Genomic DNA, 23,783 nt, shown 5'->3' on the forward strand with positions numbered 1-23,783 from the left:
GGCCGCCCGCCGCCTCGCCGCCCGCCGCCTCGCCGCCCGCCGCCCGCCGCCCGCGCGCCCAGCCATCCACTGTCCTGCGGTCACCCACGAGCCGGCAGCTCCTAGGGGCGAGCAACGTCACGCATTCGCCTTCCGCCGGCATGACCACCCCGTCCGCCGGATACTCCGGTGGTCATGAGCGACCGAGTCGAGCACCGACGCCCGGCAGGGGTGGACGACGCCACGGTGGAAGCCGTAGGCGCGCTCACCGAGGCCCTGGAGACCACCGAACGCGCGCGCGGCCACCTGTTCGAGTTCCACCAGTTGACCGGCAGCGGCGACGCCAAGCTGATCAAGGCCGCGAAGCTGCTGCGCGACGCTGGCCACACCGCCCTCGCCGACGGCCTCGAACGGCACCTGATCGGCCGCAACGTCGTGCCCGGCCGGTGGACGTTCCAGCTCATCGAGGACTACGAGGACACCTACTACTCCGTCTTCCGCGAGTGGGAGCGCAAGGTGCGCGACGACCTCATGGGCGGCGTGGCCCACGTCTACGAGGCCGAGATGAAGGAACGCAACACCACCCCCGACGAGCCCGGCCACGAACTGAACCCCTGAAACCTGTCGTGATCACCTGCGGCGGTCACATGCTCTGATCATCTGTGTTGGTCATCTACTCGGGACATCTCGGTAAAATGCAGGTCACGGAGGCCGTGGCCGCTGTTACGGTGTGCGGGCCGACCGCGGGACTCCAGTGCGACTTCCGGAACCCGCCTTTGAAGCGATGCTTCGTTGATCGCGCTCCCATTCCCCGGTCGGCCCCAGACACCACCGACCGGAGACGTGATGGACCGCCTGACGGCCGAAGACATGGTCATGTTCGTCAACGCGGCCACCACGTCCACCGGCCAACGGGAGTTCCACGGCCAGGCCGCCGAGCAGCGGGCGTCGCTGGAGTTCCTGCACGAGTACGTGGCCGGCAACTACCGCGACCTCTACGCCGCCGTCCTCGCGCTGGACATCAACGACCTCAACGCGGCGCTGATCACCCGCCGCCTCCTGGCCACGTCCGCCGAGGCCACGCCGGCTCAGCGCGCGCTCGAAGGTCGCCTCATCGCCCGCCGCCTGGCGGTCATGCCGCCGCAGCGCGTCTACGACCTGTTCCGCGACCTGCGCCGAGCGGGCGTCAACAACCGGCGCACCCGGGCGATCATCCGCGACTGGCTCGCCGCCCGCCCCGACCAGGCCTTCGACGCCGTCAAGTACCGCCAGGGCCTGAAGCGGGCACTCCGCCACACCCACCTCACCCCGACCCGCATCACCGCCGGCCCGACCGACGCCGGCGCGACCGACGCCGGCGCGACCGACACCGGCGCGACCGACACCGGCGCCCGGGACGCCGGCCCGACGAACACGGCCGCGCGCGACGCCGTGCTGGCCGACGAGTTGGGGACCTTCCTCTTCCGCACCGCCTCCCCCGGCCGGTTCCGCACCCCGCTGCTCGAAAGCTGGCGTCGCGCGCACTACGAGCAGGCCGCCGTCTACGACCTCCCCTACACCGTCGCCGAGGGCTTCGCGGCCAAGCACGGCATCGCCCGGCCGGCCTTCCTGGCCAAGATCAAGCCCAACCTCACCCGCCTGGAGTCCCTGCGCCTGCGCGAGTCCGCGAACACCGGGACCGACCTCGCCGCCATGCCGCTCACCCGCCTGGCGACCTACGTCCTGTCCCTGTCCTTCGCCGACCGCGTGAATCGCCGCGCCGAGCTGACCGACGCGCTCCGCGCCGCCGCCCGGCGCACCGCCGGGCGCAACGCCGGGCAGTGGGGACGTGTCGCCGCCGTGCTGGACGACAGCTTCTCCTCCTACGGTTCCGGCGTGAAGCGTCGCCGCCCGCTCGCGGTGGCGGTGGCCGGGCACTTCCTGCTGGAGGCGCTGGCGGCCGAGTTCGTTCCACTGTGGACGTCCGGCGCGACCGACCCGCTGATGGCCCACCCCCGTGGCGCGACGCCGCTGGGGCACCGCATCCTGGACGCCCTGTCCCACGAACCGGACCGCCTGCTGATCATCTCCGACGGCTGGGACAACGCCCCGCCGGGACTGGCCGGCGAGGTCCTCCGCGTGTGGCGCGGGAACATCGACCCGACGAACCGGGTCAGCGCCATCCACCTCAACCCCGTGTACGACGCCGGCGACTACGACGTCAAGCGCCTCACCCGCGACGTCCCGTCGGTCGGCATCCGCAACGCCGAGGACCTGCCCACACTGGTCGAGTTCGCCCGCTTCACCGAGGGCCGGGCCGGTTACGCCAGCCTGAGCGCCCACTTCACCGACCGGGTGACCCGCTTCCTGGAGCCCTCCTGATGGCCACCCTCGACCTCAGCGGCCTGACCGCCCTGCCCGCCCAGGTCTGGGGCGCGGTCCGGCTGGTGCCGCTGGTCCGCGACCGGCCGATCACGGACCTGCGCCTGCACACCCGGCTGTACGGCGATGACCCGGCCGTGGTCACCCTGCCGAAGGAGGCCGCCTACACCGCGTACATCCCGCACGGTTTCGTGGCGACGTGGTCGGACTCCCCCGAGGCCTCCTTCGGCACCGACCTGACGTCGCCCGCCGCGACCGCGCCCGCGTCGACGTGCCGGCTGCGCTTCCACCGCCGCATGGCCCGCCGCGAGGACCGCGACCGCCTGCGCTTCCTGCCGCTGCACCTGGCGATGGAGGGCTACCTGGCCCTGCACTTCAACGGCCCGACCGTGCTGTGGGAGGAGTGGTCGCAGCGCGCGATCCGCCGCGGCCTGTCGCCGCGCGCCGAGCAGGCCTACGCCGGCGCGCGGGTCGAGGGCCTGGCCGACGCGCTCAAGCTGTTCGAGATCCACCCGGACCAGTGCGGCGTGGTGCTGTACGTGGCGGACGCGCTCGCCGCGGCGTTCGTCGTCCCGCACCCGGACGACTACCGGACCCTGCACGCGACGCTGTTGCTGGACATGTACGGCGAACTGGTCCACCACTACGCGCTGCTGTCCGCGCCGGTCCCGGCCTTCACCGCGCGCCTGGACGACACCCACGTGCGCACGCTGGACGACCTGCGCGCCGCCGCGAACCGCCAGTCGGCCGAGTGGGCGGCGTTCCACGCCACCACCATGGCCGGCGGCCTGCTGGACGCGTCCTACGACATCCGCCGCGTCCACGAGGCCGGCCGGTTCACCCTGTGCCGCTTCCTGCCGGGCTTCCGGCCGAAGGAGGAGAACCACATCGGCGAGGTCATCACCGACCAGCGGGGGCGCACGGCGTACCTGAAGACCTTCCGCCTGTCCGAGTCCCAGATCCGCCGGGGCCACCTGCTCAACACCCTGGCCTCGCACGACTGGCACCTGCCGACGGCGGCGAAGTCCCTGGGGACCACCGCGCACGCCTTCGGGCTCCGCCTGGACCAGGCGGGCTTCGGCCACCTGCTCAGCGAGCACGTCCTGGCCGGCTACCGGGCCCGCGCCCGAGCCGCGGCCAAGTCCACCAAGTCCGCCAAGTCCACGAGGTCCACCTAGGCGACCCCGGCCGGCTTCGGCGACCCCGGCCGGCTTCCCGCGTTCCTTCCTCTCTACGGGACGCGCGAGTCGGCGGAAAGTCGCGGATCCTGCATGTCACTCGATCGGGTGGTGTGGCGGGAAGGCCGCCCGGAGGGGGCTGACCTGCGCGAATACCACCGTACCGGAAAGATCGGCGACGTGCCGCTGACGGATCGGCCGAGGAGCCGGGTCTGCACCAGCCCGGCTCGCGGACCCGCCCTGGAGGTCCGCGCGGTCCCCGGTCCTGCCCGCTCGGACACGGGGACCGTCCTCGGCCGGTTGCCGCTACCGCCGCCCTCAGGCCACGGTGCAGCTCGCTCCGTTCAACGTGAACGCGGTCGGCTTCCCGGCGTCACCGGTGTGCGTCGCCTGGAGTCCGATCTGGACGGACGACCCCGCCGCGATCGTCCCGTTGTACGACACGTTCTTCGCCGTCACCGCACCACTCGTCGGCGCGTACGTCGCACTCCACCCGCCGGTGATGGTCTGGCCCGCCGGCAGGGTGAAGCCCAGCGACCAGCCGTTGACCGCGCTCGTCCCGGTGTTGGCGATGGTGATGGAGGCGGTCAGGCCGGTGTTCCACGCGTTGACCGAGTACGTCACCCGGCACGGGCCACCCGGCTGGGGGTCGGACGTGGTGGTGGTCGTGGTCGTGGTCGTGGTGGTGGGAACGCCCGAGTCCAGGCCGAAGAACTGGATGGCGCGCAACGCCATGCCCGACGCCATGATGTTGTGGCCCACGCCCTGCAGGGAGATCGCCTCGACGCCGGTCCCGTAGCGCGTCCGCGTCCAACCGGGCTGCGGGTAGTCGGTGGAGGTCGGCACCGTCGAGACGCCGTGGACGTTGGTCCACTGGTCGATCTCCTCGCCGAAGTTCGGGTACCGCAACGTGTCGTCGTTCGTCCCGTGCCACAGCTGCATCCTCGGGCGGGCACCGGTATAACCGGGGTACGCCGAGCGTGCGATGTCGCCCCACTGCTGCGGCGTGCGCAGCACGGTCCCGTTGGCGCACGCGCTGTTCCAGCCCGACCCGTCGGTGGTGGCGAAGCACCCGGCCGGGACGCCGGCGAACGCCGCGCCCGCTTGGAAGACGTCCGGGTAGTTGGCGAGCATGACGTTGGTGGTCATCGCGCCCGACGAGATGCCGGTGACGAACACCCGCCCGGCGTCGCCGTTGTGGCGCTGCACCACGTACCGGACCATCGACATCAGGCCGACCGGGTCGCTGCCGCCGTCGCGCCGCAACGCCTGCGGGGACGACACGTCGAAGCAGTTGCCGCTGCGGGTGGCCGACGGGTAGATCACGATGAACCCGTACTGGTCGGCCAGGCGCGCGAACTCGGTGCCGGAGTACAGCGCCGGGCCGGACCCGGTGCAGTAGTGCACGGCCAGCAGCACCGGCGGCTTGACCTGCACGCGGTCCGGCACGTACAGGTGCATGCGCAGGTTCGACGGGTTCGTCCCGAACCCGGTGACCTCGGTCAGCGTCGCCGCGGACGCGCTGGGCGGGCCGGGCACCAGCAGCGCGGCCGTCACGGCGACCAGTGCCGCGAGCAATGCGCCTAATGTCTTCATGGACCAACTATTCGCAGTTGATCATATTCGACACAAGAAGTTTCGTTCTGTTTCGGGTCTCAAATGGACCATTCGAGCTTGCCCACGGCCGAAACTTTCTGGTCATATTGAGAAACTGTCGATCAGGAGGTCGCCGTGAGTCGAACGACGTCCGTCCTCGCCCTCGTCCTGGCCGCGGCGGCGGTCACGTCCGCTCCCGCCACCGCCGACCGGCCCCGCGCGTGGACCCACACGTGGACGTCCATGCCGCAACTCACCGAGCCGCACAACATGCCGCCCGCGCCGTTCACCCAGGACGGGTTGGTGCTCAAGGACGCCACGCTGCGCCAAACAGTGCACGTCTCGGTCGGCGGCGAGAAGATCCGGCTCCGGTTCTCCAACGCGTTCGGCGGCACGGCCCTCCCGATCACCGCCGTCTCGGTCGCCCTGCCCGCCGACGGCCAAGCCGGGGTCAGCGCGGTCCAGCCCGGCAGCACCCGCCCGGTCACGTTCAACGGCCGCGCCTCGACCGTCGTCCCGGTGGGCGCGCAGGTCGTGTCCGACCCGGTCGACTTCCGGCTGGCGGCGCGGGCGAACCTGACCGTCACGACCTACCTCGCCGACGGCCAGGCGTCGAACAACATCACCTCCCACCCGGGTTCACGCACTTCGTCGCACCTGCTCGCGGGCAACCACGTCACCGCCGACGACCTGCCCGGCGCGACTCGCACCGACCACTGGTACTTCCTCAGCGGCGTCGAGGTGCTCAGCCGGGGCGGCGCGGTCGCGATCGTCGGCGACTCCCTGACCGACGGCCGGGGCTCCACCACCAACGGCAACGACCGCTGGCCGGACCGCCTGCTCGCCCGTCTCCGGGACGACCCCCCGACCGCCCGCACCGCGGTGCTCAACCAGGCCGCCGGCGGCAACCGCGTCCTCAACGACGGCCTGGGCCCCAACCTCCTGGCCCGCCTGGACCGGGACGTCCTGGCCACCAGCGGAGTGACGGCGCTGCTGGTGTTCGAAGGGGTGAACGACATCGGCACCGCGCCCGCCACCGAGACCGCGCAGAAGCAGGTCGCCGACGACCTCATCGCCGCCTACGAGCAGATCGTCGCCCGGTCGGTCGGGCTGCGGGTGTACGGGGCGACCATCACGCCGTTCGGCGGCAACACCGGCTACGACGACCCCGACGGCCACCGCGAGCGCGCCCGGCAGCGGGTCAACGAGTGGATCCGCACCGGTGGGGCGTTCGCCGGCGTGGTCGACTTCGACCGGGCCGCCCGTGACCCGGGGGACCCGCGCCGGCTCAACCCGGCCTACGACACCGGCGACCACCTGCACCTCAACCCCGCCGGCTACCAGGCGCTGGCCGACGCCGTGCCCACCCGCTGGTTCCGGTGAGCCGCCGCGTCGTTCCGGAGTGACAACCGGCACGGCGGCTCGTACGCTCGGGTGTGCGGGTTCAAACAGGCAGCCTGCCCGACAGCGGCGTCACGGTCGCGATGGAGGACGCCTGATGCTCGACTCGGCTCCGGAGTTCTTCGAGGTGCACCGCGACGTCCGCGGCGCCGCCGTGGTGCTGCACGTGTCCGGCGAGCTGGACCAGGAGACCTCCGCCGTGCTCGAAGGCCACCTGCGGCAGGCGGAAGACCTGGTCCGACCGCCCGCGCCGGTCGTCGTGGACCTCGGTGGGGTCACGTTCTTCGGCTCGTCGGGCCTGTCGCTGATGCTCACCCACCACCTGCGGTGCGCGGGCCGGGGCACCGCGCTGCGGCTGGTCGCGGGGCACCGCGCGGTGCTGCGGCCCATCGAGATGACCGACCTGGGCACGGTGCTGACCGTGCTGCCGTCGGTGGAACGCGCGCTGGAGATTCCCCGGCAGCGCACGGACTAGTCGCGGGGGAACGCGGCCGGCTGCACCCGCTGCGGGTCGGCGGACCGGTTGACCGCGACCCCGATCGGGCACGTCCACGCCGGTCAGCTCCACCAGGTCCGCGATCCCGTACCCGGCGGCGCTGCCCTCGTACGCCCGCGGGTCCGCGTCCGGCTCGATCACCACGAGCACCCCTGGGAACGACGGCACTGTACCCGGGCTGACCTGCGGTACGGCAGGATCTGCGGGCATGGGTGCCGCTCGTGCCGGTGAAGTGCTCGGGGTCAACATCAAAGCGCTGCGCGAGGCGCGGGGGTGGTCGCTGTCCGAACTCGCCCGCCAGTCGTCGATCGCCAAGGGGACGCTGTCGCAGCTCGAAGCGGGCACCGGGAACCCCACCATCGAGACAGTGTTCAGTTTGTCGAACGCTTTGCAGGTGCCCGTGTCCGAGCTGCTCACCGAACGGTCCGTGCCGGAGGTGGTGTTGGTCCGGTCGGCGGACGTGGAGGTGCTGAGCAGCAACGCCGTGGACCTGCGCCTGCTGCGCCGCCTCGACCTCGCCGACAAAGTCCTGGAGATCTACGACCAGCGCGTCCGCCCGGGCGAGGTGCAGCGCACCGAGGGCCACCCCGGGCTGGAACACGTCGTGGTCACGGCGGGTGTGCTGCGGGTCGGCCCGGAGGGGCGGCAGTTCGAGCTGGGGCCGGGCGACTACGTCTGCTACCCCGGCGACGTCCCGCACGTCTACGAGACCGTCGGCGGACCGGTCACCTCCGTGCTGATGCTGGAGTACCCCAAGGCTTGACGCTCCGCCACCGGCGAACCTACGCTCAGCGGCGTTCAGTTTAGTGAACGGTGGTGAGCAGCGTGGCACACCCGGACGTCGTGGTCGTCGGCGCGGGGATCGTCGGAGCGGCGTGCGCGGAGGCCCTGACGGCCGCCGGGCTGCGCGTGCTCGTGCTCGACCGCGGCCCGCTCGCCGCCGGCACCACCGCCGCGGGCGAGGGCAACGTCCTGGTGTCGGACAAGGAACCCGGCCCCGAACTGGCCCTCGCGCGGGCCTCCCGCGAGCGCTGGCCCCGGCTCCTGGCCGAACTCGACGCCGACGTGGAGTGGGAGGAGAAGGGCGGCCTGGTCGTCGCCACGACCCCGGAGGCCGTCGAGCCGCTGCACCGCTTCGCCCGCGCCCAACGGGACGTCGGCGTGGACGCCTGCCCGCTGAGCCCCGCCGAGGCCCGTGCCCTCGAACCGCACCTGACGCCCGAGGTCGCCACGGCCGTGCACTACGCCGAGGACGCCCAGCTCAACCCGGTGCTGGCGGCGACCACGCTGCTGGCGGCCGTGCGCCGACGCGGCGGCGGGACCACGCCGTTCGTCGAAGTGTCCGATGTGGAAGGCGACCGGCGGGTGACCGGCGTGCGGACCCCGGGGGGCACCATCCCGTGCCACGCCGTGGTGAACGCGTGCGGGCCGTGGTCGGGCTCCCTGACGGCCAAGGCGCCGCTGCGGATCATGCCCCGGCGCGGGATCGTGCTGGTGACCGCTCCCCTGCCGCCCGTGGTGCGGCACAAGGTGTACGACGCGGACTACGTCGGCGCGGTGGCCTCCGGTGACGCCGCCCTCCAGACCTCGGGCGTGGTCGAGTCCACGCGCGCCGGCACGGTGCTGATCGGGTCGAGCCGGCAGCGCGTCGGGTTCGCCGAGCGGTTCGAGGTGCCGGTGCTCAAAGCGTTGGCGCGCAAGGCGGTCACCCTGTTCCCCGGACTGGCCGGGGTGCCGGTCATGCGCGCCTACGGCGGGTTCCGCCCGTACGCGCCGGACCACCTGCCGGTGATCGGCGAGGACCCGCGGCTGCCCGGCCTGTGGCACGCGACCGGTCACGAGGGCGCGGGCATCGGCCTGGCCGCCGCGACCGGGCTGCTGGTCGCCGAGCTGCTCACCGGACGCGAACCGCACGTGGACCCGGAGCCGTTCCGGGTGGACCGACCGGAGGTGATGGCCGCGTGAAGGTCACGGTCGACGGGACCGCCGTCCCCGCGCGACCGGGGCAGACGGTCGCCGCCGCGCTGCTGGCCGCCGGTCGCCCGGCCTGGCGGGACACGCGGGGCGGTGGCCGTCCGCGCGGGTTGTTCTGCGGGATCGGGGTGTGCTTCGACTGCCTGGTGGTGGTCAACGGGGTGCCGGACGTGCGGGCCTGCCAACGCGTGCTGGCCGACGGCGACGACATCCGCACCCAGCACGGTGCGGAGCTGCCGCGATGAGGGTCGTGGTGGTGGGCGCGGGCCCGGCGGGGCTGGCGGCGGCACGGGCGGCGGCGCGCCACGGCGCTTCGACCGTCCTGGTCGACGCCGAGCCGAGCGCGGGCGGCCAGTACCACCGGGGCGAGGACGTCGTCGTGCCGCAAGGGGTCGAGCACCTGGCCGACACCACGGTGTGGGCCGTGGAGGGCACCCGGCTGCACCTGCGCACCGGTCCCGCCGACGCGCCCGACCGCGTGGCGCGCGTGCTGGACTGCGACGCCCTGGTGCTGGCGACCGGCGCGCACGACCGCGCCCTGCCCTTCCCCGGCTGGGACCTGCCGGGCGTCGTCACGGCGGGCGCGGCGCAGGCGATGGCCAAGGCGCACGGCGTGGCGGTCGGCCGGCGGGTCGTGGTCGCCGGCACCGGACCGTTCCTGCTGCCGGTGGCGGACGCGTTGCGCGGGCTCGCCGTGGACGTGGTGGCGGTGCTGGAAGCCGGCAGTCCCCTGCGATGGGCGCGGGAACCGGTCGGGGTGCTCGCCGGGCGCGGGAAGCTCGCCGAGATCGCCCGCTACAAAGCCGTCCTGCCGCGCTACCGGGCGCGCTCGACGGTGATCGCCGCGCACGGCCACGACCGGGTGACCGCCGTGACCGTGGCGAGGCTGGACCGGGACTGGCGCGTCCGCCCCGGCACCGAGCGCCGGGTCGAGGTGGACGCGGTGTGCGTCGGGTTCGGCTTCACCCCGCGCCTGGAGCTGGCGGTCGCCGCCGGGTGCGCGGTGCGCGACGGGTTCGTGCGCGTGGACGAGGAGCAGGCGACCTCCGTGCCGGGCGTCTACGCGGCGGGCGAGATCACCGGCATCGGCGGCGCGGACCTCGCGCGGGCCGAGGGCGAGATCGCCGGCACCCGCGCCGCCGGCGGCACACCCTCCCCCGCGATCCTCAGGACCGCTCGCCGAGGGCGGGTGTTCGCCGCCGCGCTGGACCGGGTGCACGCGGTCGGACCGGGCTGGCGGACGTGGCCGGACGAGCACACGCTGGTGTGCCGGTGCGAAGAGGTGGACCTGGCCGCGCTGCGCGCCGCCGTGGACGGGCACGCCGCGCTCGGGCTGCGGTCGCTCAAGCTGACCTGCCGCGTCGGGCTGGGCCTGTGCCAGGGCCGGGTGTGCCTGCGCAACGCCGCCGAGCTGGCGGGCGTCCCGTACGACGCCGACCGGTTCTCCCGCCGCCCGGTCGCCGCGCCGCTGCGCCTGGGCGAACTCGCCGACACCCCGCTCACGCCCCCCGAAGGAGCGCCATGACCGAACGGCTGACCGGCGTGGTCGTCGCGACCGCCCTGCCCTACGCCGAGGACCCCGGCGCGCCCGCCGGGCTGCGCCCCGACCTCGACCGGTACGCCGAGCACTGCCGGTGGCTGGTGGACAACGGCTGCCGGGGCGTCGGTCCGAACGGGTCGCTGGGCGAATACTCCGCGCTCACCGACGCCGAGCGCCGCGCCGTCGCCCGCACCGCCGTCGAGGCCGTGGGCGGCCGGGGGCTGGTCGTGGTCGGCGTGCACGGGCCGGGCGCGCACCAGGCGAGGCACTGGGCGGAGCTGGCCGCCGAGGACGGCGCGGACGGCCTGCTGTGCCTGCCGCCGACGATGTACCGGGCGAGCCGCGCGGAGGTCGTGCACCACTTCACCGAGGTCGCGGCGGTCGGCCTGCCGGTCATGGTCTACAACAACCCGATCGACACCAAGGTCGATCTGACGCCGTCGCTGCTGGCGGAACTGGCGCGGATCGACAACGTCGTCGCGGTGAAGGAGTTCTCCGGCGACGCTCGGCGCGTCCTGGAGATCCGGGAGACCGCGCCGGACCTGGCCGTGGTCGCCGGCGCGGACGACGTGCTGCTGGAAAGCGTGCTGATGGGCGCGGAAGGCTGGTTCGCGGGGTTCCCGAACGTCTTCCCCGCCGAGTCGGTGCGGCTGTTCACGTTGGCGCGCGAGGGGAAGCTCGACGAAGCGCGCAGGCTGTACGAGGCGCTGGTCGCGGTGTTCCGGTGGGACTCGCGGACGGAGTTCGTGCAGGCGATCAAGTACGCCATGGACCACGTGGGCCGCTACGGCGGCCCGTGCCGACCGCCGCGCGGTCCGCTGACGCCCGAGCACCGGGCCCGGCTGGACGAGGACCTGCGCCGCGCCCTGGAGGTGTTGTGACGATGCGGGCCGCCCGCTACTTCAGCGCTGTCGATTCCCACACCGAGGGCATGCCGACCCGCGTCATCACCGGCGGTGTGGGCGTGATCCCCGGCGCCACCATGGCCGAGCGGCGGCTGCACTTCATGGCGCACCTGGACCACATCCGCGAGTTCCTGATGAACGAGCCGCGCGGCCACTCGGCCATGTCCGGCGCGATCCTGCAACCGCCGACCCGGCCGGACGCCGACTGGGGCGTGCTCTACATCGAGGTGTCCGGGTGCCTGCCGATGTGCGGGCACGGGACCATCGGCGTGGCGACCGTGCTGGTGGAGACCGGGATGGTCGAGGTGGTCGAGCCGGTCACGACCGTGCGCCTGGACACGCCCGCCGGGCTGGTCCTGGCCGAGGTGGCGGTGCGCGACGGGCGGGCGCTGCACGTGACGATCCGCAACGTCCCCGCGTACGCGCACGAGCTGGACGCGGTGGTGACCGTGCCGTCAGTGGGCGAGGTCACCTACGACATGGCCTACGGCGGCAACTTCTACGCCATCCTGCCGTTGGAGCAGCTCGGCATCCCGTTCGACCGGGCGCACAAGGACGAGATCCTCGGCCTCGGTCTGTCCATCATGGACGCCATCAACGAGCAGCGGAAACCGGTGCACGTCACCGAGCCGGGGATCGCCGGCTGCAAGCACGTGCAGTTCACCGCGCCCGGCGCGGACGGCGCCCACTCCCGCAACGCGATGGCGATCCACCCCGGCTGGTTCGACCGCTCCCCCTGCGGCACCGGCACCTGCGCGCGGATGGCGCAGCTGCACGCGCGCGGCGAGCTGGGGCTGGCCGAGGACTTCGTCAACGAGTCGTTCATCGGCACCCGCTTCACCGGCCGCCTGACCGGCGAGACCACGCTCGGGTCCACCACGGCCGTGCTGCCGACGGTGTCCGGGCGGGCGTGGATCACCGGCATGGCACAGTACCTCCTCGATCCGACCGATCCGTTCCCGAAGGGGTTCACGCTGTGACCAGACCCGCCCGCCGCGACCCGAGCAGGCTGACCGAGGCCACCGGTTTCCGCGACTTCGTCCGCGGCGGCTGGGGAGCAGGCGACCGCGCGGTCCGCCTGGCCCCCGGCGCCGCCGAGGCCGCCGCCCGCCACCGCGAGCAGCTGCGGGCCGTGCTGCCCGGGGTGCGGGTCGCGGTGGCCTCGGGGTGGGCGCCGGTGCGGTCCAACGACACCGACTACGGGTTCCGCCCCGACAGCGACTTCTCGTGGCTGACGGGGTGCAACGCCGAGGGCGCGGTGCTGGTGCTGCACCCCGACGGCGACGCGGAGCTGTTCCTGCGCGAGCCCGCCGGCCCCGACGACGCGGACTTCTTCGCCAACGCGCGCGACGGCGAGCTGTGGATCGGTCCCGTGCCGGGCCTGGCCGAGTGGTCGGCCGCGTTGGGCGTGAAGTGCCGGCCCATCCACGACCTGCCCTCCGCGCTGCGCGGCCGGCTGCCGCTCGTGCACGCGACCGGCGGCGTGGACCCGCTGCTGGACGCCCTCGCCGGGCACAGCGCCGAGCTGCGCCGGGTGCTGGCCGAGCTGCGCCGGATCAAGGACGACTGGGAGATCGGCCAGCTGCAGGCGGCGGTCGACGCGACCGTCGAGGGCTTCGCCGACGTGGCCGCCGAGCTGAAGACCGCCGTGGCGGGCGGCGGCGAGCGCTGGTTGCAGGGCACGTTCGACCGCCGGGCGCGCACCGCCGGCAACGGCCCCGGCTACGCCTCCATCGTCGCCGCCGGGCCGCACGCGCCGGTCCTGCACTGGGTCCGCAACGACGGCCCGGTGCCCGAGGACGGCGTACTGCTGCTGGACGCCGGTGTCGAGCTGAACACCCTCTACACCGCCGACATCACCCGCACCCTGCCCGTGTCCGGCGTGTTCTCCGACGCCCAGCGCCAGGTGCACGACCTGGTCGAGGCGGCGGTGGAGGCCGCGCTGGCGGAAGTCCGGCCCGGCGTGCCGTACCGGGAGTTCCACCGCGCGGCGATGCGGGTGCTGGCGGTCGGCCTGCACGACTGGGGCCTGCTGCCGGTGTCGGTGGACGAGTCGCTGGACGACGACGGGCAGCACCACCGCCGCTACATCGTGTGCGGCATCGGCCACCTGCTGGGGCTGGACGTGCACGACTGCGCCAACTCCTCGCCGGAGGCATACCACGAGGGGCCGCTGGAGGAGGGCATGGCGCTGACCGTGGAGCCGGGGCTGTACTTCCACCCGCACGACGAGACCGTGCCGCCGGAGCTGCGCGGCATCGGCGTGCGGATCGAGGAGAACCTCGTGGTGACCGCGAGCGGCAACCACATGCTGTCGTCGGCCCTGCCGCGCGACGCGGCGGGCCTGGAGGCGTGGGTGTCCGCCCGCCGGTGACGCTCACGCGGTCCAGGGATGGGCTTCCGGGTGGGACCGCCACCAGCGGGCGTAGGTGGCGGTCTCCTCGGCGTGGGTCGTGTACGCGGCGCCGATCGCGTGGCACAGGGCCCTGATCGTCTCCTCCGGGAAGGCCTGGCGGCGCCACGCCAGGAGCAGGCGGCCCGTGCTGGGGTCGCCCTTGAGCGGCCGGATCGCGCACGCCTGGGACCGGCTGCCCGGTTCGACCAGGCGCACGGCGTGGCCGGCGGCGATCAGGTCCGACGCCCCGCCGCTGGGGGCGTGGAAGCGGATCTTCGGGGTGAACCCCGCTTTGCGGCACATCGCCCGCAGGGACGCCAGGGAGCCGTCGTCCGCGCCCGGCGGGCAGATCCAGCGCTCGTCGGCCAGGTCCTCCAGTGCTATTTCCGGGTTGGCCGCCAATGGGTGGGCGTGGGACAGGGCGATGAAGAACGGGAACTTCGGGATTATCGTCCGGCGCGGGATGTCGGCGGGCAACGGGAGTTCCTGGTTGTCCAGTTGGCAGATTACGGCCAGATCGACGTGAGAACGTTCCAGCAGGTTGCACAGGACGAGCGTCGAAGGCTCCACCCGGACCGTCGGGTCGCCGGCCGGGAAGTGCTTTTCCAGCGCGTCCACGATCTTGGACAGGCACGCCAGGTGGGCCGTCGCGATCCGGGGTGAGCGGGGGCTCGCGGACCGCGCGGCCAGGTCGGCGGCGAAGGTGTCCAGGTCCGCGAGCAGCAACCGGGCTTGCCGCAGCGCGGTTTCGCCCAGCTCGGTGGGTCGCGCGCCGGAGCGGTCCCGGACGAACAGGCGACCGCCCACCAGGTCCTCGACCCGGGCCAGCAACATCGTCAGGGCCGGTTGGGACACGCCCAGGCGCACCGCCGCCTTGGACAGGCTGCCGGCGTCCGCAATGGCGCAGATCGCCCGCAGGTGCCGCAGTTCCAGCTCCATCAACGAATGTTATCGTCGCCGCTTATTGCCGCGCCAGGTCCGCGTTGGGACGCTTTTCCGCACGCCGCTGACCCTGCCCGCGGAGGAACGATGCGACCCAAAACCACGACCGCCGTGCGGTCACTATTCTTGGCTGTGCTGGCCGCGACGGCCGGAATGCTGCCGACACCGGCGAACGCCGAGCCGCGCCACGACGCCACGATCCAGCGGCTTTCCGTGCCGCCCGAGCGGACGGCCGAACCCACGACCGTCGCGCACGGGGAGGTCACCGCCGAGCGGCGACCGGTCCGCCCGGTGGAGCTGCCGCGGTCCCGCGCCGCCGGGGTCGAGGAGGCGTGCGCGGTCTCGGACTTCGCGGTCACCGGCTCCGCCCTTGTCAGAGCGGTGAAGGCGGCCACGACCGCGTGCGTCAACACCCTGTTCGGGCTCACCGGCGGCGACGCGAACAAGGTCTTCCGCGAGCCGCAGATGGTGTCCGTGGCGGACGCCCTGCGCGCCGACGCCGCCACCTACGCGGGTGACAACCGCTCGTCCACCGCTCAGCTCGTGCTGTTCCTGCGCGCGGGCTACTACGTGCAGTGGTACCACCCGGACGACGTCGGCCAGTACGGTCCCGCGCTGACCCAGGCGATCCGGCCCGCGCTCGACGCGTTCTTCGCCAACCCCCGCGCCGCCGACGTCACCCAGGCCAACGGGGAGGTGCTGTCGGAGGCGGTCACGTTGGTGGACAGTGCGCAGGAGAACGCCCGCCACCTCCCGCTCGTGCGCAGGCTGCTCGACCGGTACGACAGCACGTACAACGCGTTCCCCGCGATGCTCGCGGCGGTCAACAACGCCTACACGATCCTGTTCCGCGGGCACCAGCTCCCCGAGTTCGTCATGGCCGTCCACGCCGACCGCCGCGTTTTCGAGTCGCTGCAAGGCTTCGCGGTCCGCAACGCCGGCCTCCTGGGCACCGACCGCTCCTACCTCGTGTCCAACGCGGGCAGCGAGCTGGGCCGGTTCCTGCGGCACGAAGCCCTGCGCCCGGACGTCCGCCCGCGCGCCCGCGACCTGCTCGACCGGTCCACGATCACCGGTCCGACCGGCGCGCTGTGGGTCGCTGTCGCCTCGATGGCCGACGCCTACGACAAGGCCCAGTGCGCCTACTACAACGTGTGCGACCTGCAAACCAAGCTCGCCAACGCGATCCTGCCGATCAACCACTCCTGCGGCCCGACCCTGCGCATCCGCGCCCAGGCGATGAGCACCACCGAACTGGCCGGAACGTGCGCAAGCCTGCGCGACCAGGACGCCTACTTCCACGCCGTGGCCAAGGACAGCGGTCCGGTCGCCGACGACAACAACACGTTGCTGGAGGTCGTGGTCTTCGACTCCGCGCGCGACTACCGCACCTACGCGGGACCGATGTTCGGCATCGACACCAACAACGGTGGCATGTACCTGGAAGGCGACCCGGCCGCCGCGGGCAACCTGCCCCGGTTCATCGCGCACGAAGCCGACTGGCTGCGCCCGGCGTTCGAGATCTGGAACCTCAACCACGAGTACACGCACTACCTCGACGGCCGCTTCACCATGCACGGCGACTTCACCGCCGGTATGCAGACGCCGACGGTGTGGTGGGTCGAAGGTTTCGCGGAGTACATCTCGTACCACTACCGCGGTGTCGTCTACCAGAACGCGCTCAATGAAGCCGGCAAGCGCACCTACGCGCTCAGCACCCTGTTCGACACGACCTACGACCACGGTGTGACCCGCGTGTACCCGTGGGGTTATCTGGCGGTCCGGTACCTGCTGCAACACCACCGGTCCGATGTGGACACCATCCTGGGTTACTACCGCACCGGTCAGTGGCAGGTCGCGCGCGACTACGTCAAGTCCACCATCGGCACCAAGTACGACACCCATTGGTACAGCTGGCTTTCCGCGTGCGCGTCGGGTCGTTGCGACGCCGAGTGCACCGCCGACGACACCCGCGCGCTGGGCGAGGACTGCGTGCGCAGCAACCGGTCGGCGACGCCGGGCAACTACGACTACCTGTACCTCTGGGTGCCGGCGGGCGTGACGAGCCTCAAGATCACCGCCAGCGGCGGCACCGGTGACTGCGACCTGTACTTCAACCGCGCCACCTGGGCCACCACCACCGCGTACACGCACCGCTCCACCGGCACCGCCACCAGCGAGGCCATCACGGTGACCGCTCCCCCGTCCGGCTACGGTTTCGTGAGCCTGCACGGCAAGCAGGGCTGTGCGGGGGTGACCGTGTCCTCCGAGTACTAGGCGGGCTAGGGTGGCGCGGTCACGATTGGTCCAGACCTTTGGAGGTGTCCGATGCTCCCGGTGGGCGTGATCGGCCTCGGCGACATCGCGCGCAAGGCCTACCTCCCCGTCGTGACCGCGCTGCCCGGCCTCGACCCGCACCTGATGACCCGCGACCGGGCCAAGCTGGACCGCATCGGCGACGCCCACCGCGTCGCGCACCGCCACACCACCCTGGACGGCCTGCTCGACGCGGGGATCAAGGCGGCCTTCGTGCACGCCCCGACCGAGCGCCACGCCGAGATCGTCACCCGCCTGCTGGAGGCGGACGTGGACGTCTTCGTGGACAAGCCGCTGTCGTACTCGATCACCGAGAGCCGCGCCCTGGTCGAACTCGCCCGCGCCCGCGGCCGGTCGCTGATGGTCGGGTTCAACCGCCGCTTCGCGCCCGCCTACCTCGACGCGCTGAGCGTGCCGCGTGACCTGGTCGTGCTCCAGAAGGACCGGCACGGCGGGACGGGCGACGTGCGGACCGTCGTGCTGGACGACTTCATCCACCTGGTTGACACCCTGCGGCTGTTCGCACCCGACGACGCCGAGGCGGACGTGCACGGGTCCGTCGTGGACGGCGTGCTGCGGCACGTGGTGCTGCGGCTGGCGGCGCCCGGGTTCACCGGGCTGGCGATCATGAACCGGGCGAGCGGGTCGGGTGGCGAAGTCCTCCAGGTCGCGGGCGGGAACCACCGGCGCGACGTGCACGACCTGACCGTGGTGGTCGATCACGACGGCGCGCCCACCACCCGCCGCGGCGACGACTGGACGCCCGTGGCGCAGCGCCGGGGCATGGCCGGCATGTGCCGGCACTTCCTCGACGCGGTCCGGTCCGGCACGCGGCTGGACGCGGGCGACGCGCTGGCCACCCACGAGCTGTGCGAACGGGTCGTGACGGGCCTCTAGCCCTTGCCCTTCCCCTTGCCGGGCTTGCCCTTGTGCTTGTCCTTCTCGCCGGCGGACGCCGCGGGCGCGGGTTCCTGCCGCGTCTCGGCGACCGGCTGCACCACCCGGGTGGTCACGAGGGTGGGCGGCGCGACGGGCACCGGGACGACCTTCGCGGTCTCCGGCGGCGAGGCGGCCGGCGGCGCGGTGTCGATCATCGACCAGGCCAGGCCGCTCAGCCCCAGCACGGCCGCGAGGGACCCGGAGATCAGCCACCGGCGCGCGGACTGCGGCGCGTCCGGCACGGCCTCGACGCTGGCCAGGGTGTCCGGGTCGGCGCTCGCCGCCGGGGCGTTCGGGTCGGCGCTCTCCGGGGCGGCCGGGGCTTCCAGCCGCCGCGTGGGCTGGGCGGGGCGCGGCAGCGGCACGGGTGGCGGCGCGCCGTCGCGCAGGACCCGGGCGCACTCCTCCGCCGTCGGCCGCCGCTTCGGCGTCATGGCCGTCATCAGCGAGAACAGCCGCACCAACTCCGGGGGCAGGTGGCTGGGGACGTGCGGGGGCCGGTGCAGCCGCGCGACCGCCGCCTCCACCCCGCCGCCGTCGTACTCGGTCCGGCCGGACAGGCACTCCAGGAGCACCAGGCCCAGCGCGTAGACGTCGACGGCGGGCCCGATCGCGCCGCCGCGCACCTGCTCGGGCGCCAGGTAGGGGGCGGTGCCGACGACCTGCTGCGACAGCGTCACCCGGTCCGCGCCGCTGGTCAGCGCCAGGCCGAAGTCGGCGAGCAGGGGTTCGCGGTCGGCGTCCAGGAGGATGTTGGACGGCTTGAGGTCCCGGTGGATGACGCCGTGGGCGTGCACGTGGGCCAGCGCGTCGGCGATGGCGGCGCCGAGCCGGCGCACCTCGCTCAACGCCAGGGGCCCCCGGTTGATCTCCGCCCGCAGCGTCCGGCCCTCCACCAGCCGCATCACGACGAACCGCGTGCCGCCGCTGGTGCCCGCGTCGTAGACGGCCACCAGGCCGGGGTGGGAGAGGGCGGCCAGCGTCCGGATCTCGTTCTCGATCCGCCGCTCGGTGACCGCGTCCTCGACCCCGGGGAACAGCTTGACCGCGACGGGCCGCCGCAACAGGACGTCCCAACCCCGGTGGACCCGGGCCATGCCGCCGGCCCCGACGAGCCCGTCGAGCCGGTAACGGTCGGCCAGCAGGGGGCCACGGAAGGCTTGGACGGTCACGCCAACCGGGTGCCCTGGCTGTTGACGGCTCAAACTCCTGCCGACCCGGGCCGGCCCGCGCGGCGGCGACCACCGCCGCCGGGCCCGCGACGCCCTGCGCTCGACCTGCGGCTAGTACGACGCCCGGTCGAGGATGGCGGCGAAGTCGGTGCCCGCCGGGAGGGTGCCGAAGGCGTAGCCGCCGCCACCCAGGCGCGACCCGCAGAAGGCGTCGGCCACCGCGTTCGGCGCGTGCCGGACCAGCAGGGACGCCTGCAACGCCAGCGCCATGCGTTCGACCAGGCGCCGCGCCCGCACCTCGACGTCCGCCGGGGACGCCAGAGCCGCCGCGACCTCGTCCACGGCGGCGTCCAGGCGCGGGTCCGCGCCCCGGGACAGCGCGAGTTCGGCCAGCAACGCCTGTGCCGCCGCCGGCTGTTTGCCCAGCACGCGCAGCACGTCCAGGGCGTTGACGTTGCCCGACCCCTCCCAGATGGAGTTCAGCGGGGCCTCGCGGTAGAGCCGGGGCATGCCCGAGTCCTCGACGTACCCGTTCCCGCCGAGGCACTCCAACGCCTCCGCGGCGAACACCGGGGCCCGTTTGGTCACCCAGTACTTGCCGATGGCCGTGGCGATCCGCCGGAACGCCCGTTCGCCCTCGTCGCCCCGGACGGCCCGGTCCGCCGCGCCGGCCAGCCGCAGGGTCAGGGTGGTCGCGGCCTCGGACTCGACCGCCAGGTCGGCCAGGACGTTGCGCATCAACGGCTGGTCCACCAGCTTCGCGCCGAACGCCGAGCGGTGCCGGGTGTGGTGCAGGGCCTCCACGAACGCCTTGCGCATCAGCACCGCCGAGCCCGACACGCAGTCCAGGCGGGTGCAGTTGACCATCTCGATGATGGTCTTCACGCCCCGGCCCTCGGGCCCGACCAGCCACGCCACCGTGCCGTCGAACTCCGGTTCCGACGACGCGTTGGACCGGTTGCCGAGCTTGTCCTTCAGGCGCTGGATGCGGAAGGTGTTGCGGGTCCCGTCGGGCAGCACGCGCGGCACCAGGAAGCACGACAGGCCGCCCGGGGCCTGGGCCAGCACCAGGAACAGGTCGCACATGGGCGCGGAGGTGAACCACTTGTGGCCGCGCAGGGTGTAGACGCCGTCCTCGCCGGTCGGGGTGGCGACGGTGGTGTTGGCGCGGACGTCCGAGCCGCCCTGCTTCTCGGTCATGCCCATGCCGGCCAGCAGGCCGCGCTTCGTGGTCGGCTCGCGCAGGCCCGGGTCGTAGACGCGGCTGGTCAGCAGCGGTTCGTAGCGGGCCGCGAGGGCCGGTTCGTGGCGCAGGGCGGGGACGGCGGCGTAGGTCATGGCCATCGGGCAGCCGTGGCCGGCCTCGGTGTGGCCCCACACCAGCAGTCCGGCGTAGCGGGCGACGTGCGCGCCGGGGCGGGGGTCCGCCCACGCCGACGCCGCGTTGCCCTCGGCGACCGCGACCCGCATCAGGTCGTGCCAGCTGGAGTGGAAGTCCACCTCGTCCACCCGGTTGCCGTACCGGTCGTGGGTGCGCAGCACGGGGTCGAAGGTGTTGGCCTGCTCGGCCCAGCGCTGGGCCTCCCGACTGCCCGCGTGCCGCCCCAGCCGGCGCAGGTCGTCCTCGAACCAGCCCGCGCCCTCGCGGCGCAGGCCCTCCAGCAGGGCCGCGTCGGCGGACGCGTCGTAGGGCGCGAGCGGCGGCGGCTGGTTGGTGACCTCGTGGGTGGCGGACGAGGGCGTCAGCGGCAGGACCATGACCTCAGTATTACGCTTCTAGTTCGACCGCAGCAAGACTGTAATACAGGTAGGATGCCGGGGTGACCGGGAGGCGCGTGTGACGCAGGAGCTCCGGCTGCGCCCGCTGACCGCGCGCTCGGTGGTGCTCAGCACCCTGCTCGGCGCGCACCCGCCCGAACTGCCGGTGCGCGAACTCGTGCGGATCGCGGCCCTGTTCGGCATCAACGACACCGCGCTGCGCGTCGCCCTGACCCGCATGGTCGCCACCGGCGACCTGCACCGCGCCGACGGCACCTACCGCCTCAACGACCGCCTGGTGCAGCGCCAGCGCCGCCAGGACGAGGCCGTGGACCCCAGCACCGTCGCGTGGGACGGCACGTGGGAGATCGTCGCCGTCACCGCCACCGGCCGCAGCCCCGCCGACCGCGCCGCCCTGCGCGCCCGGATGACCGCGCTGCGCCTGGGCGAACTGCGCGAGGGGCTGTGGCTGCGCCCGGCCAACCTGCGCCGGGCGTGGAGCGCCGACCCGGGCGTGCAGCGGTTCACCGCCGTGCCGCAGACCCCGTCGGCGGAGCTGGCGCGCACGCTGTGGGACCTCGACGACTGGTCCGCCCACGGCCGCGCCCTGCTGCGCCACTTCCGCGCGGTGGACCAGCCGGTGGACCGCTTCACCACGGCCGCGGCCATCGTGCGCCACCTGCTCGCCGACCCGATCCTGCCGGACTCGCTGCTGCCCCGCCCCTGGCCCGCCGACGACCTGCGCGTGGCCTACCGCGGCTACCAGCGCGAACTGGCGGACCTGGCGGCACTGCGGTCGGGTTGACGCAGGCGGCCTTCTGCCCGACTCCCGGCGCCGCCGGGACGGGGAGGGCCGAGGCGCGCCCCGACCCTCCCGCGCTCACGCTCCGTACACCTCGAACTCGTACAGCGAGTAGCCCCACGTCGTCGCCCGGGTCACGCCCTGCACCCGCACGTACCGGCCCGACCCGGACAGCCCGGTCAGGTCGTCCGTCCCGCCGTCACCGGCGGTCACCTCGCGCAACGTCGTCCACGCGACACCGTCCACCGAGGACTGGACGCGGTAGGCGCGGCCGTACGCCGTCTCCCACGTCAGCTTCACCCGGCCGACCTGCCGGGTCGCGCCCAGGTCCACGGTGATCCACTCGCCGTCGGCGTAGGCGCTGGACCACCGGCTGCCGTAGTCGCCGTCCACCGCGTCGACCCCCGGGAACGCGGGCGTCTCCACCGAGGACACCGTCACCGGCTTGCCGAAGGCGAGGTTCCCCGGCTGCGCGGACGACGGCCACGCCGGGTTGCGCCCGACCGACGCGATGACCGAGGTGAACGCCGACCACGTCGGGACCGGCTTCGGCGAGCCCCACGTCTGCTGGGCCAGCATGCGCAACGGGTCCCGGATGCCCGACGCGATCTGCGCCTCGGTCTCCCCCGCCGGGTAGTCGCACCACACGTGGATCTTGGAACCCAGGTTGCGGGTCTGCGAGGCCGCGTTCAGGGTCTGGCCGCCCTGGAAGACGTTGGTGTTCCAGGTCTCGTAGCCCCACGTGGTGTTCGGGCGGCCGACGCCGCCGTTGTAGAGCACGTAGTAGGTGGGGTCCCAGCTCTCGTTGGAGATCAGGTGGCCGTTGTCCACGTGCTGCTGCGGCGAGAGCCCGTAGTCGTACCAGAACTCGATGACGATGTTCGGGTTCACCCGCACCGCCGAACCGCCGTGCAGGCCGTCGTTCCACGCGCGGGTCGTCTTGCCCGCCGCGCGCACGATCCCGTTGGCCCAGTTGACGAAGCCCAGGTAGGTGTCCTTGGCGTTGGCCGTCGAGCCGTAGTTCGCGCGGGCGTGGGTGAGCAGCTGCGGGTAGGCCGCGTAGTCAGTCACGTACTCGTCCGCGCCGATGTGGAAGTACGGGGCCGGGAACAGCGGCAGGTACTCGTCGTAGATGTCCTTGATCAGCGTGTAGGCGGCCGGCTTGCTGAGGTCGATGAACCCGTGGTTGACCGTCCCGCCGCTGCTGACCAGCTTCAGGTCCGGGTGCTTGGCCAGGATGGCGTCCATGTGGCCGGGCGCGTCGAACTCCGGCACGACGGTGATCTTGTACTTGGCGGCCAGCGCGATCAGGTCGCGCACCTGCTGCTTGGTCAGGTGCTGCGCGGAGACGTACTCGGGGTGCTTCTCGCTCTCGATGCGGAAACCGAGGTTGTCGGTCAGGTGCAGGTGCAGGTAGTTCAGCTTGAGGTAGGCCAGTTCCTTCACGTGGTCGGCGAGCCACTGCGGCGTGAAGTACTTGCGGCCGTTGTCCACCATCAGGCCGCGTTCACGCTTGAGCGGCCAGTCGCGGGCGGTGCCGCGCGGGATGGTGGTGCGCTGCTTGAGCAGTTGCAGCACCGTGCGGGTGCCGTAGAACGCGCCGGCGTCGGTGCGGGCGGTGACGACCACGCGGTCGGTGACGCTGAGCGCGTAGCCCTCCTCGCCCAGCGCGGTGTCGGTGGAGCCGAGCCGCAGGACGACGTCCCCGGCCCGCGCGCCGCCGTCCACCTGGGCGACCGGGCGGCCGAACCGGGCGGTGAGGTCGTCGGCGAACACGCCGGCGGTCGTCGCGAGCGCGGGGTCGCGGACGATCCGGGCGGTGTCGGCGAAGGTGAAGTCGCCGGTCCCGCCGGTCCACTCGCGCAGGGCGGGAATGGTCTGCGGCTTGGGGTTCGCCGCCTGGGCGAGGGCCGGGCCGGGCAGCGCGGCGGAGGCCGCCAGCACGGCGAGCGCCGTGACCAGCGTGCGGAGACGTGGCATCGCGGTTCCTTCCAGGCAGGGGAGCTGGTCTGGACCAATTGCGCGGCTC

General features: G+C 73.1%; 20 protein-coding genes. 15 read left to right on the forward strand and 5 right to left on the reverse strand.

Annotated features, from left to right (window positions below):
* The first annotated feature begins 174 nt into the window (after positions 1-174).
* From AB0A74_RS29620 to AB0A74_RS29630, 3 genes are all read left to right on the forward strand, one after another.
* The gene (locus tag AB0A74_RS29620) at positions 175-597 is read left to right on the forward strand and encodes a hypothetical protein (protein ID WP_358254517.1); all 423 of its coding nucleotides are present in this window, start codon (positions 175-177) and stop codon (positions 595-597) included.
* A 228-nt stretch (positions 598-825) separates the two neighbouring features.
* Positions 826-2,340: a hypothetical protein gene (locus AB0A74_RS29625; RefSeq protein ID WP_358254519.1), complete on the forward strand. Its 1,515-nt coding sequence runs from the start codon at positions 826-828 to the stop codon at positions 2,338-2,340.
* The gene (locus tag AB0A74_RS29630) at positions 2,340-3,518 is read left to right on the forward strand and encodes a hypothetical protein (protein WP_358254521.1); all 1,179 of its coding nucleotides are present in this window, start codon (positions 2,340-2,342) and stop codon (positions 3,516-3,518) included. The genes AB0A74_RS29625 and AB0A74_RS29630 overlap by 1 nt, the downstream gene beginning before the upstream one ends.
* A gap of 318 nt (positions 3,519-3,836) precedes the next feature.
* Here AB0A74_RS29630 and AB0A74_RS29635 read toward each other — a convergent pair whose 3' ends face one another.
* On the reverse strand, positions 3,837-5,114 hold the full coding sequence (locus AB0A74_RS29635) for a PHB depolymerase family esterase (protein WP_358254523.1): 1,278 nt from the start codon (positions 5,112-5,114) through the stop codon (positions 3,837-3,839).
* A 135-nt stretch (positions 5,115-5,249) separates the two neighbouring features.
* Here AB0A74_RS29635 and AB0A74_RS29640 point away from each other — a divergent pair, with 135 nt between their 5' ends.
* The 9 genes from AB0A74_RS29640 to AB0A74_RS29680 all read left to right on the forward strand — a co-directional run bounded on the left by AB0A74_RS29640 (position 5,250) and on the right by AB0A74_RS29680 (position 13,804).
* Positions 5,250-6,497, forward strand: coding sequence for an SGNH/GDSL hydrolase family protein (locus AB0A74_RS29640; RefSeq protein WP_358254525.1), 1,248 nt, complete (start codon positions 5,250-5,252; stop codon positions 6,495-6,497).
* 115 nt (positions 6,498-6,612) lie between these two features.
* On the forward strand, positions 6,613-6,990 hold the full coding sequence (locus tag AB0A74_RS29645; RefSeq protein WP_343931676.1) for an STAS domain-containing protein: 378 nt from the start codon (positions 6,613-6,615) through the stop codon (positions 6,988-6,990).
* A gap of 229 nt (positions 6,991-7,219) precedes the next feature.
* Positions 7,220-7,774: an XRE family transcriptional regulator gene (locus AB0A74_RS29650; protein ID WP_343931675.1), complete on the forward strand. Its 555-nt coding sequence runs from the start codon at positions 7,220-7,222 to the stop codon at positions 7,772-7,774.
* A 62-nt stretch (positions 7,775-7,836) separates the two neighbouring features.
* Positions 7,837-8,976, forward strand: coding sequence for an FAD-binding oxidoreductase (locus AB0A74_RS29655; RefSeq protein ID WP_358254528.1), 1,140 nt, complete (start codon positions 7,837-7,839; stop codon positions 8,974-8,976).
* Positions 8,973-9,230 carry a (2Fe-2S)-binding protein gene (locus AB0A74_RS29660; RefSeq protein WP_358254530.1) on the forward strand — a complete coding sequence of 86 codons (258 nt, stop codon included), beginning with the start codon at positions 8,973-8,975 and terminating at the stop codon, positions 9,228-9,230. Before AB0A74_RS29655 ends, AB0A74_RS29660 begins: the two co-directional genes overlap by 4 nt.
* Positions 9,227-10,510: an FAD-dependent oxidoreductase gene (locus AB0A74_RS29665; RefSeq protein WP_358254532.1), complete on the forward strand. Its 1,284-nt coding sequence runs from the start codon at positions 9,227-9,229 to the stop codon at positions 10,508-10,510. Before AB0A74_RS29660 ends, AB0A74_RS29665 begins: the two co-directional genes overlap by 4 nt.
* Positions 10,507-11,406, forward strand: a complete 900-nt coding sequence (locus AB0A74_RS29670) for a dihydrodipicolinate synthase family protein (RefSeq protein WP_358254533.1) — start codon at positions 10,507-10,509, stop codon at positions 11,404-11,406. Before AB0A74_RS29665 ends, AB0A74_RS29670 begins: the two co-directional genes overlap by 4 nt.
* Before the next feature lie 2 nt (positions 11,407-11,408).
* Positions 11,409-12,410, forward strand: a complete 1,002-nt coding sequence (locus AB0A74_RS29675; RefSeq protein ID WP_358254582.1) for a proline racemase family protein — start codon at positions 11,409-11,411, stop codon at positions 12,408-12,410.
* Complete coding sequence (locus AB0A74_RS29680; RefSeq protein WP_358254535.1) at positions 12,407-13,804, forward strand: aminopeptidase P family protein; 1,398 nt, start codon at positions 12,407-12,409, stop codon at positions 13,802-13,804. Before AB0A74_RS29675 ends, AB0A74_RS29680 begins: the two co-directional genes overlap by 4 nt.
* 3 nt (positions 13,805-13,807) lie before the next feature.
* Here AB0A74_RS29680 and AB0A74_RS29685 read toward each other — a convergent pair whose 3' ends face one another.
* A complete protein-coding gene (locus tag AB0A74_RS29685) occupies positions 13,808-14,764 on the reverse strand; it encodes a LysR family transcriptional regulator (protein ID WP_358254537.1) in 957 nt (318 codons plus the stop codon).
* 90 nt (positions 14,765-14,854) lie between these two features.
* On the opposite strand from AB0A74_RS29685, the gene AB0A74_RS29690 reads away from it, so the two are divergent.
* Entirely contained in the window at positions 14,855-17,044 is a 2,190-nt protein-coding gene (locus tag AB0A74_RS29690) for a M9 family metallopeptidase (RefSeq protein WP_358254539.1), read from the forward strand.
* Positions 17,045-17,095: 51 nt separating this feature from the next.
* Entirely contained in the window at positions 17,096-17,980 is an 885-nt protein-coding gene (locus AB0A74_RS29695) for a Gfo/Idh/MocA family oxidoreductase (RefSeq protein WP_358254541.1), read from the forward strand.
* Here the strand turns inward: AB0A74_RS29695 and AB0A74_RS29700 are convergent.
* Both AB0A74_RS29700 and AB0A74_RS29705 read right to left on the reverse strand, forming a co-directional pair.
* Complete coding sequence (locus AB0A74_RS29700; protein WP_358254543.1) at positions 17,977-19,194, reverse strand: serine/threonine-protein kinase; 1,218 nt, start codon at positions 19,192-19,194, stop codon at positions 17,977-17,979. The two genes, AB0A74_RS29695 and AB0A74_RS29700, sit on opposite strands and share 4 nt — an antisense overlap.
* Positions 19,195-19,305: 111 nt before the next feature.
* Positions 19,306-20,952 carry an acyl-CoA dehydrogenase family protein gene (locus AB0A74_RS29705; RefSeq protein ID WP_358254545.1) on the reverse strand — a complete coding sequence of 549 codons (1,647 nt, stop codon included), beginning with the start codon at positions 20,950-20,952 and terminating at the stop codon, positions 19,306-19,308.
* 79 nt (positions 20,953-21,031) lie between these two features.
* Between AB0A74_RS29705 and AB0A74_RS29710 the strand changes: the two genes are divergently transcribed.
* Entirely contained in the window at positions 21,032-21,757 is a 726-nt protein-coding gene (locus tag AB0A74_RS29710; protein WP_358254547.1) for a PaaX family transcriptional regulator C-terminal domain-containing protein, read from the forward strand.
* Between the two features lie 75 nt (positions 21,758-21,832).
* On the opposite strand, the gene AB0A74_RS29715 is transcribed toward AB0A74_RS29710, so the two are convergent.
* A complete protein-coding gene (locus AB0A74_RS29715) occupies positions 21,833-23,734 on the reverse strand; it encodes a family 20 glycosylhydrolase (RefSeq protein ID WP_358254549.1) in 1,902 nt (633 codons plus the stop codon).
* Positions 23,735-23,783 lie beyond the last annotated feature (49 nt).

Source organism: Saccharothrix sp. NPDC042600, assembly GCF_040647305.1.
Classification (GTDB): Bacteria; Actinomycetota; Actinomycetes; order Mycobacteriales; family Pseudonocardiaceae; genus Actinosynnema; species Actinosynnema mutabilis.

Bases quoted from the DNA above. Each gene is read 5' to 3' on its own strand.
- AB0A74_RS29620 (WP_358254517.1), top strand. From the start codon at position 175: ATGAGCGACCGAGTCGAGCACCGACGCCCGGCAGGGGTGGACGACGCC.
- AB0A74_RS29625 (WP_358254519.1), top strand. From the start codon at position 826: ATGGACCGCCTGACGGCCGAAGACATGGTCATGTTCGTCAACGCGGCC.
- AB0A74_RS29630 (WP_358254521.1), top strand. From the start codon at position 2,340: ATGGCCACCCTCGACCTCAGCGGCCTGACCGCCCTGCCCGCCCAGGTC.
- AB0A74_RS29635 (WP_358254523.1), bottom strand. From the start codon at position 5,114: ATGAAGACATTAGGCGCATTGCTCGCGGCACTGGTCGCCGTGACGGCC.
- AB0A74_RS29645 (WP_343931676.1), top strand. From the start codon at position 6,613: ATGCTCGACTCGGCTCCGGAGTTCTTCGAGGTGCACCGCGACGTCCGC.
- AB0A74_RS29650 (WP_343931675.1), top strand. From the start codon at position 7,220: ATGGGTGCCGCTCGTGCCGGTGAAGTGCTCGGGGTCAACATCAAAGCG.
- AB0A74_RS29665 (WP_358254532.1), top strand. From the start codon at position 9,227: ATGAGGGTCGTGGTGGTGGGCGCGGGCCCGGCGGGGCTGGCGGCGGCA.
- AB0A74_RS29670 (WP_358254533.1), top strand. From the start codon at position 10,507: ATGACCGAACGGCTGACCGGCGTGGTCGTCGCGACCGCCCTGCCCTAC.
- AB0A74_RS29675 (WP_358254582.1), top strand. From the start codon at position 11,409: ATGCGGGCCGCCCGCTACTTCAGCGCTGTCGATTCCCACACCGAGGGC.
- AB0A74_RS29685 (WP_358254537.1), bottom strand. From the start codon at position 14,764: ATGGAGCTGGAACTGCGGCACCTGCGGGCGATCTGCGCCATTGCGGAC.
- AB0A74_RS29690 (WP_358254539.1), top strand. From the start codon at position 14,855: ATGCGACCCAAAACCACGACCGCCGTGCGGTCACTATTCTTGGCTGTG.
- AB0A74_RS29695 (WP_358254541.1), top strand. From the start codon at position 17,096: ATGCTCCCGGTGGGCGTGATCGGCCTCGGCGACATCGCGCGCAAGGCC.
- AB0A74_RS29705 (WP_358254545.1), bottom strand. From the start codon at position 20,952: ATGGTCCTGCCGCTGACGCCCTCGTCCGCCACCCACGAGGTCACCAAC.
- AB0A74_RS29715 (WP_358254549.1), bottom strand. From the start codon at position 23,734: ATGCCACGTCTCCGCACGCTGGTCACGGCGCTCGCCGTGCTGGCGGCC.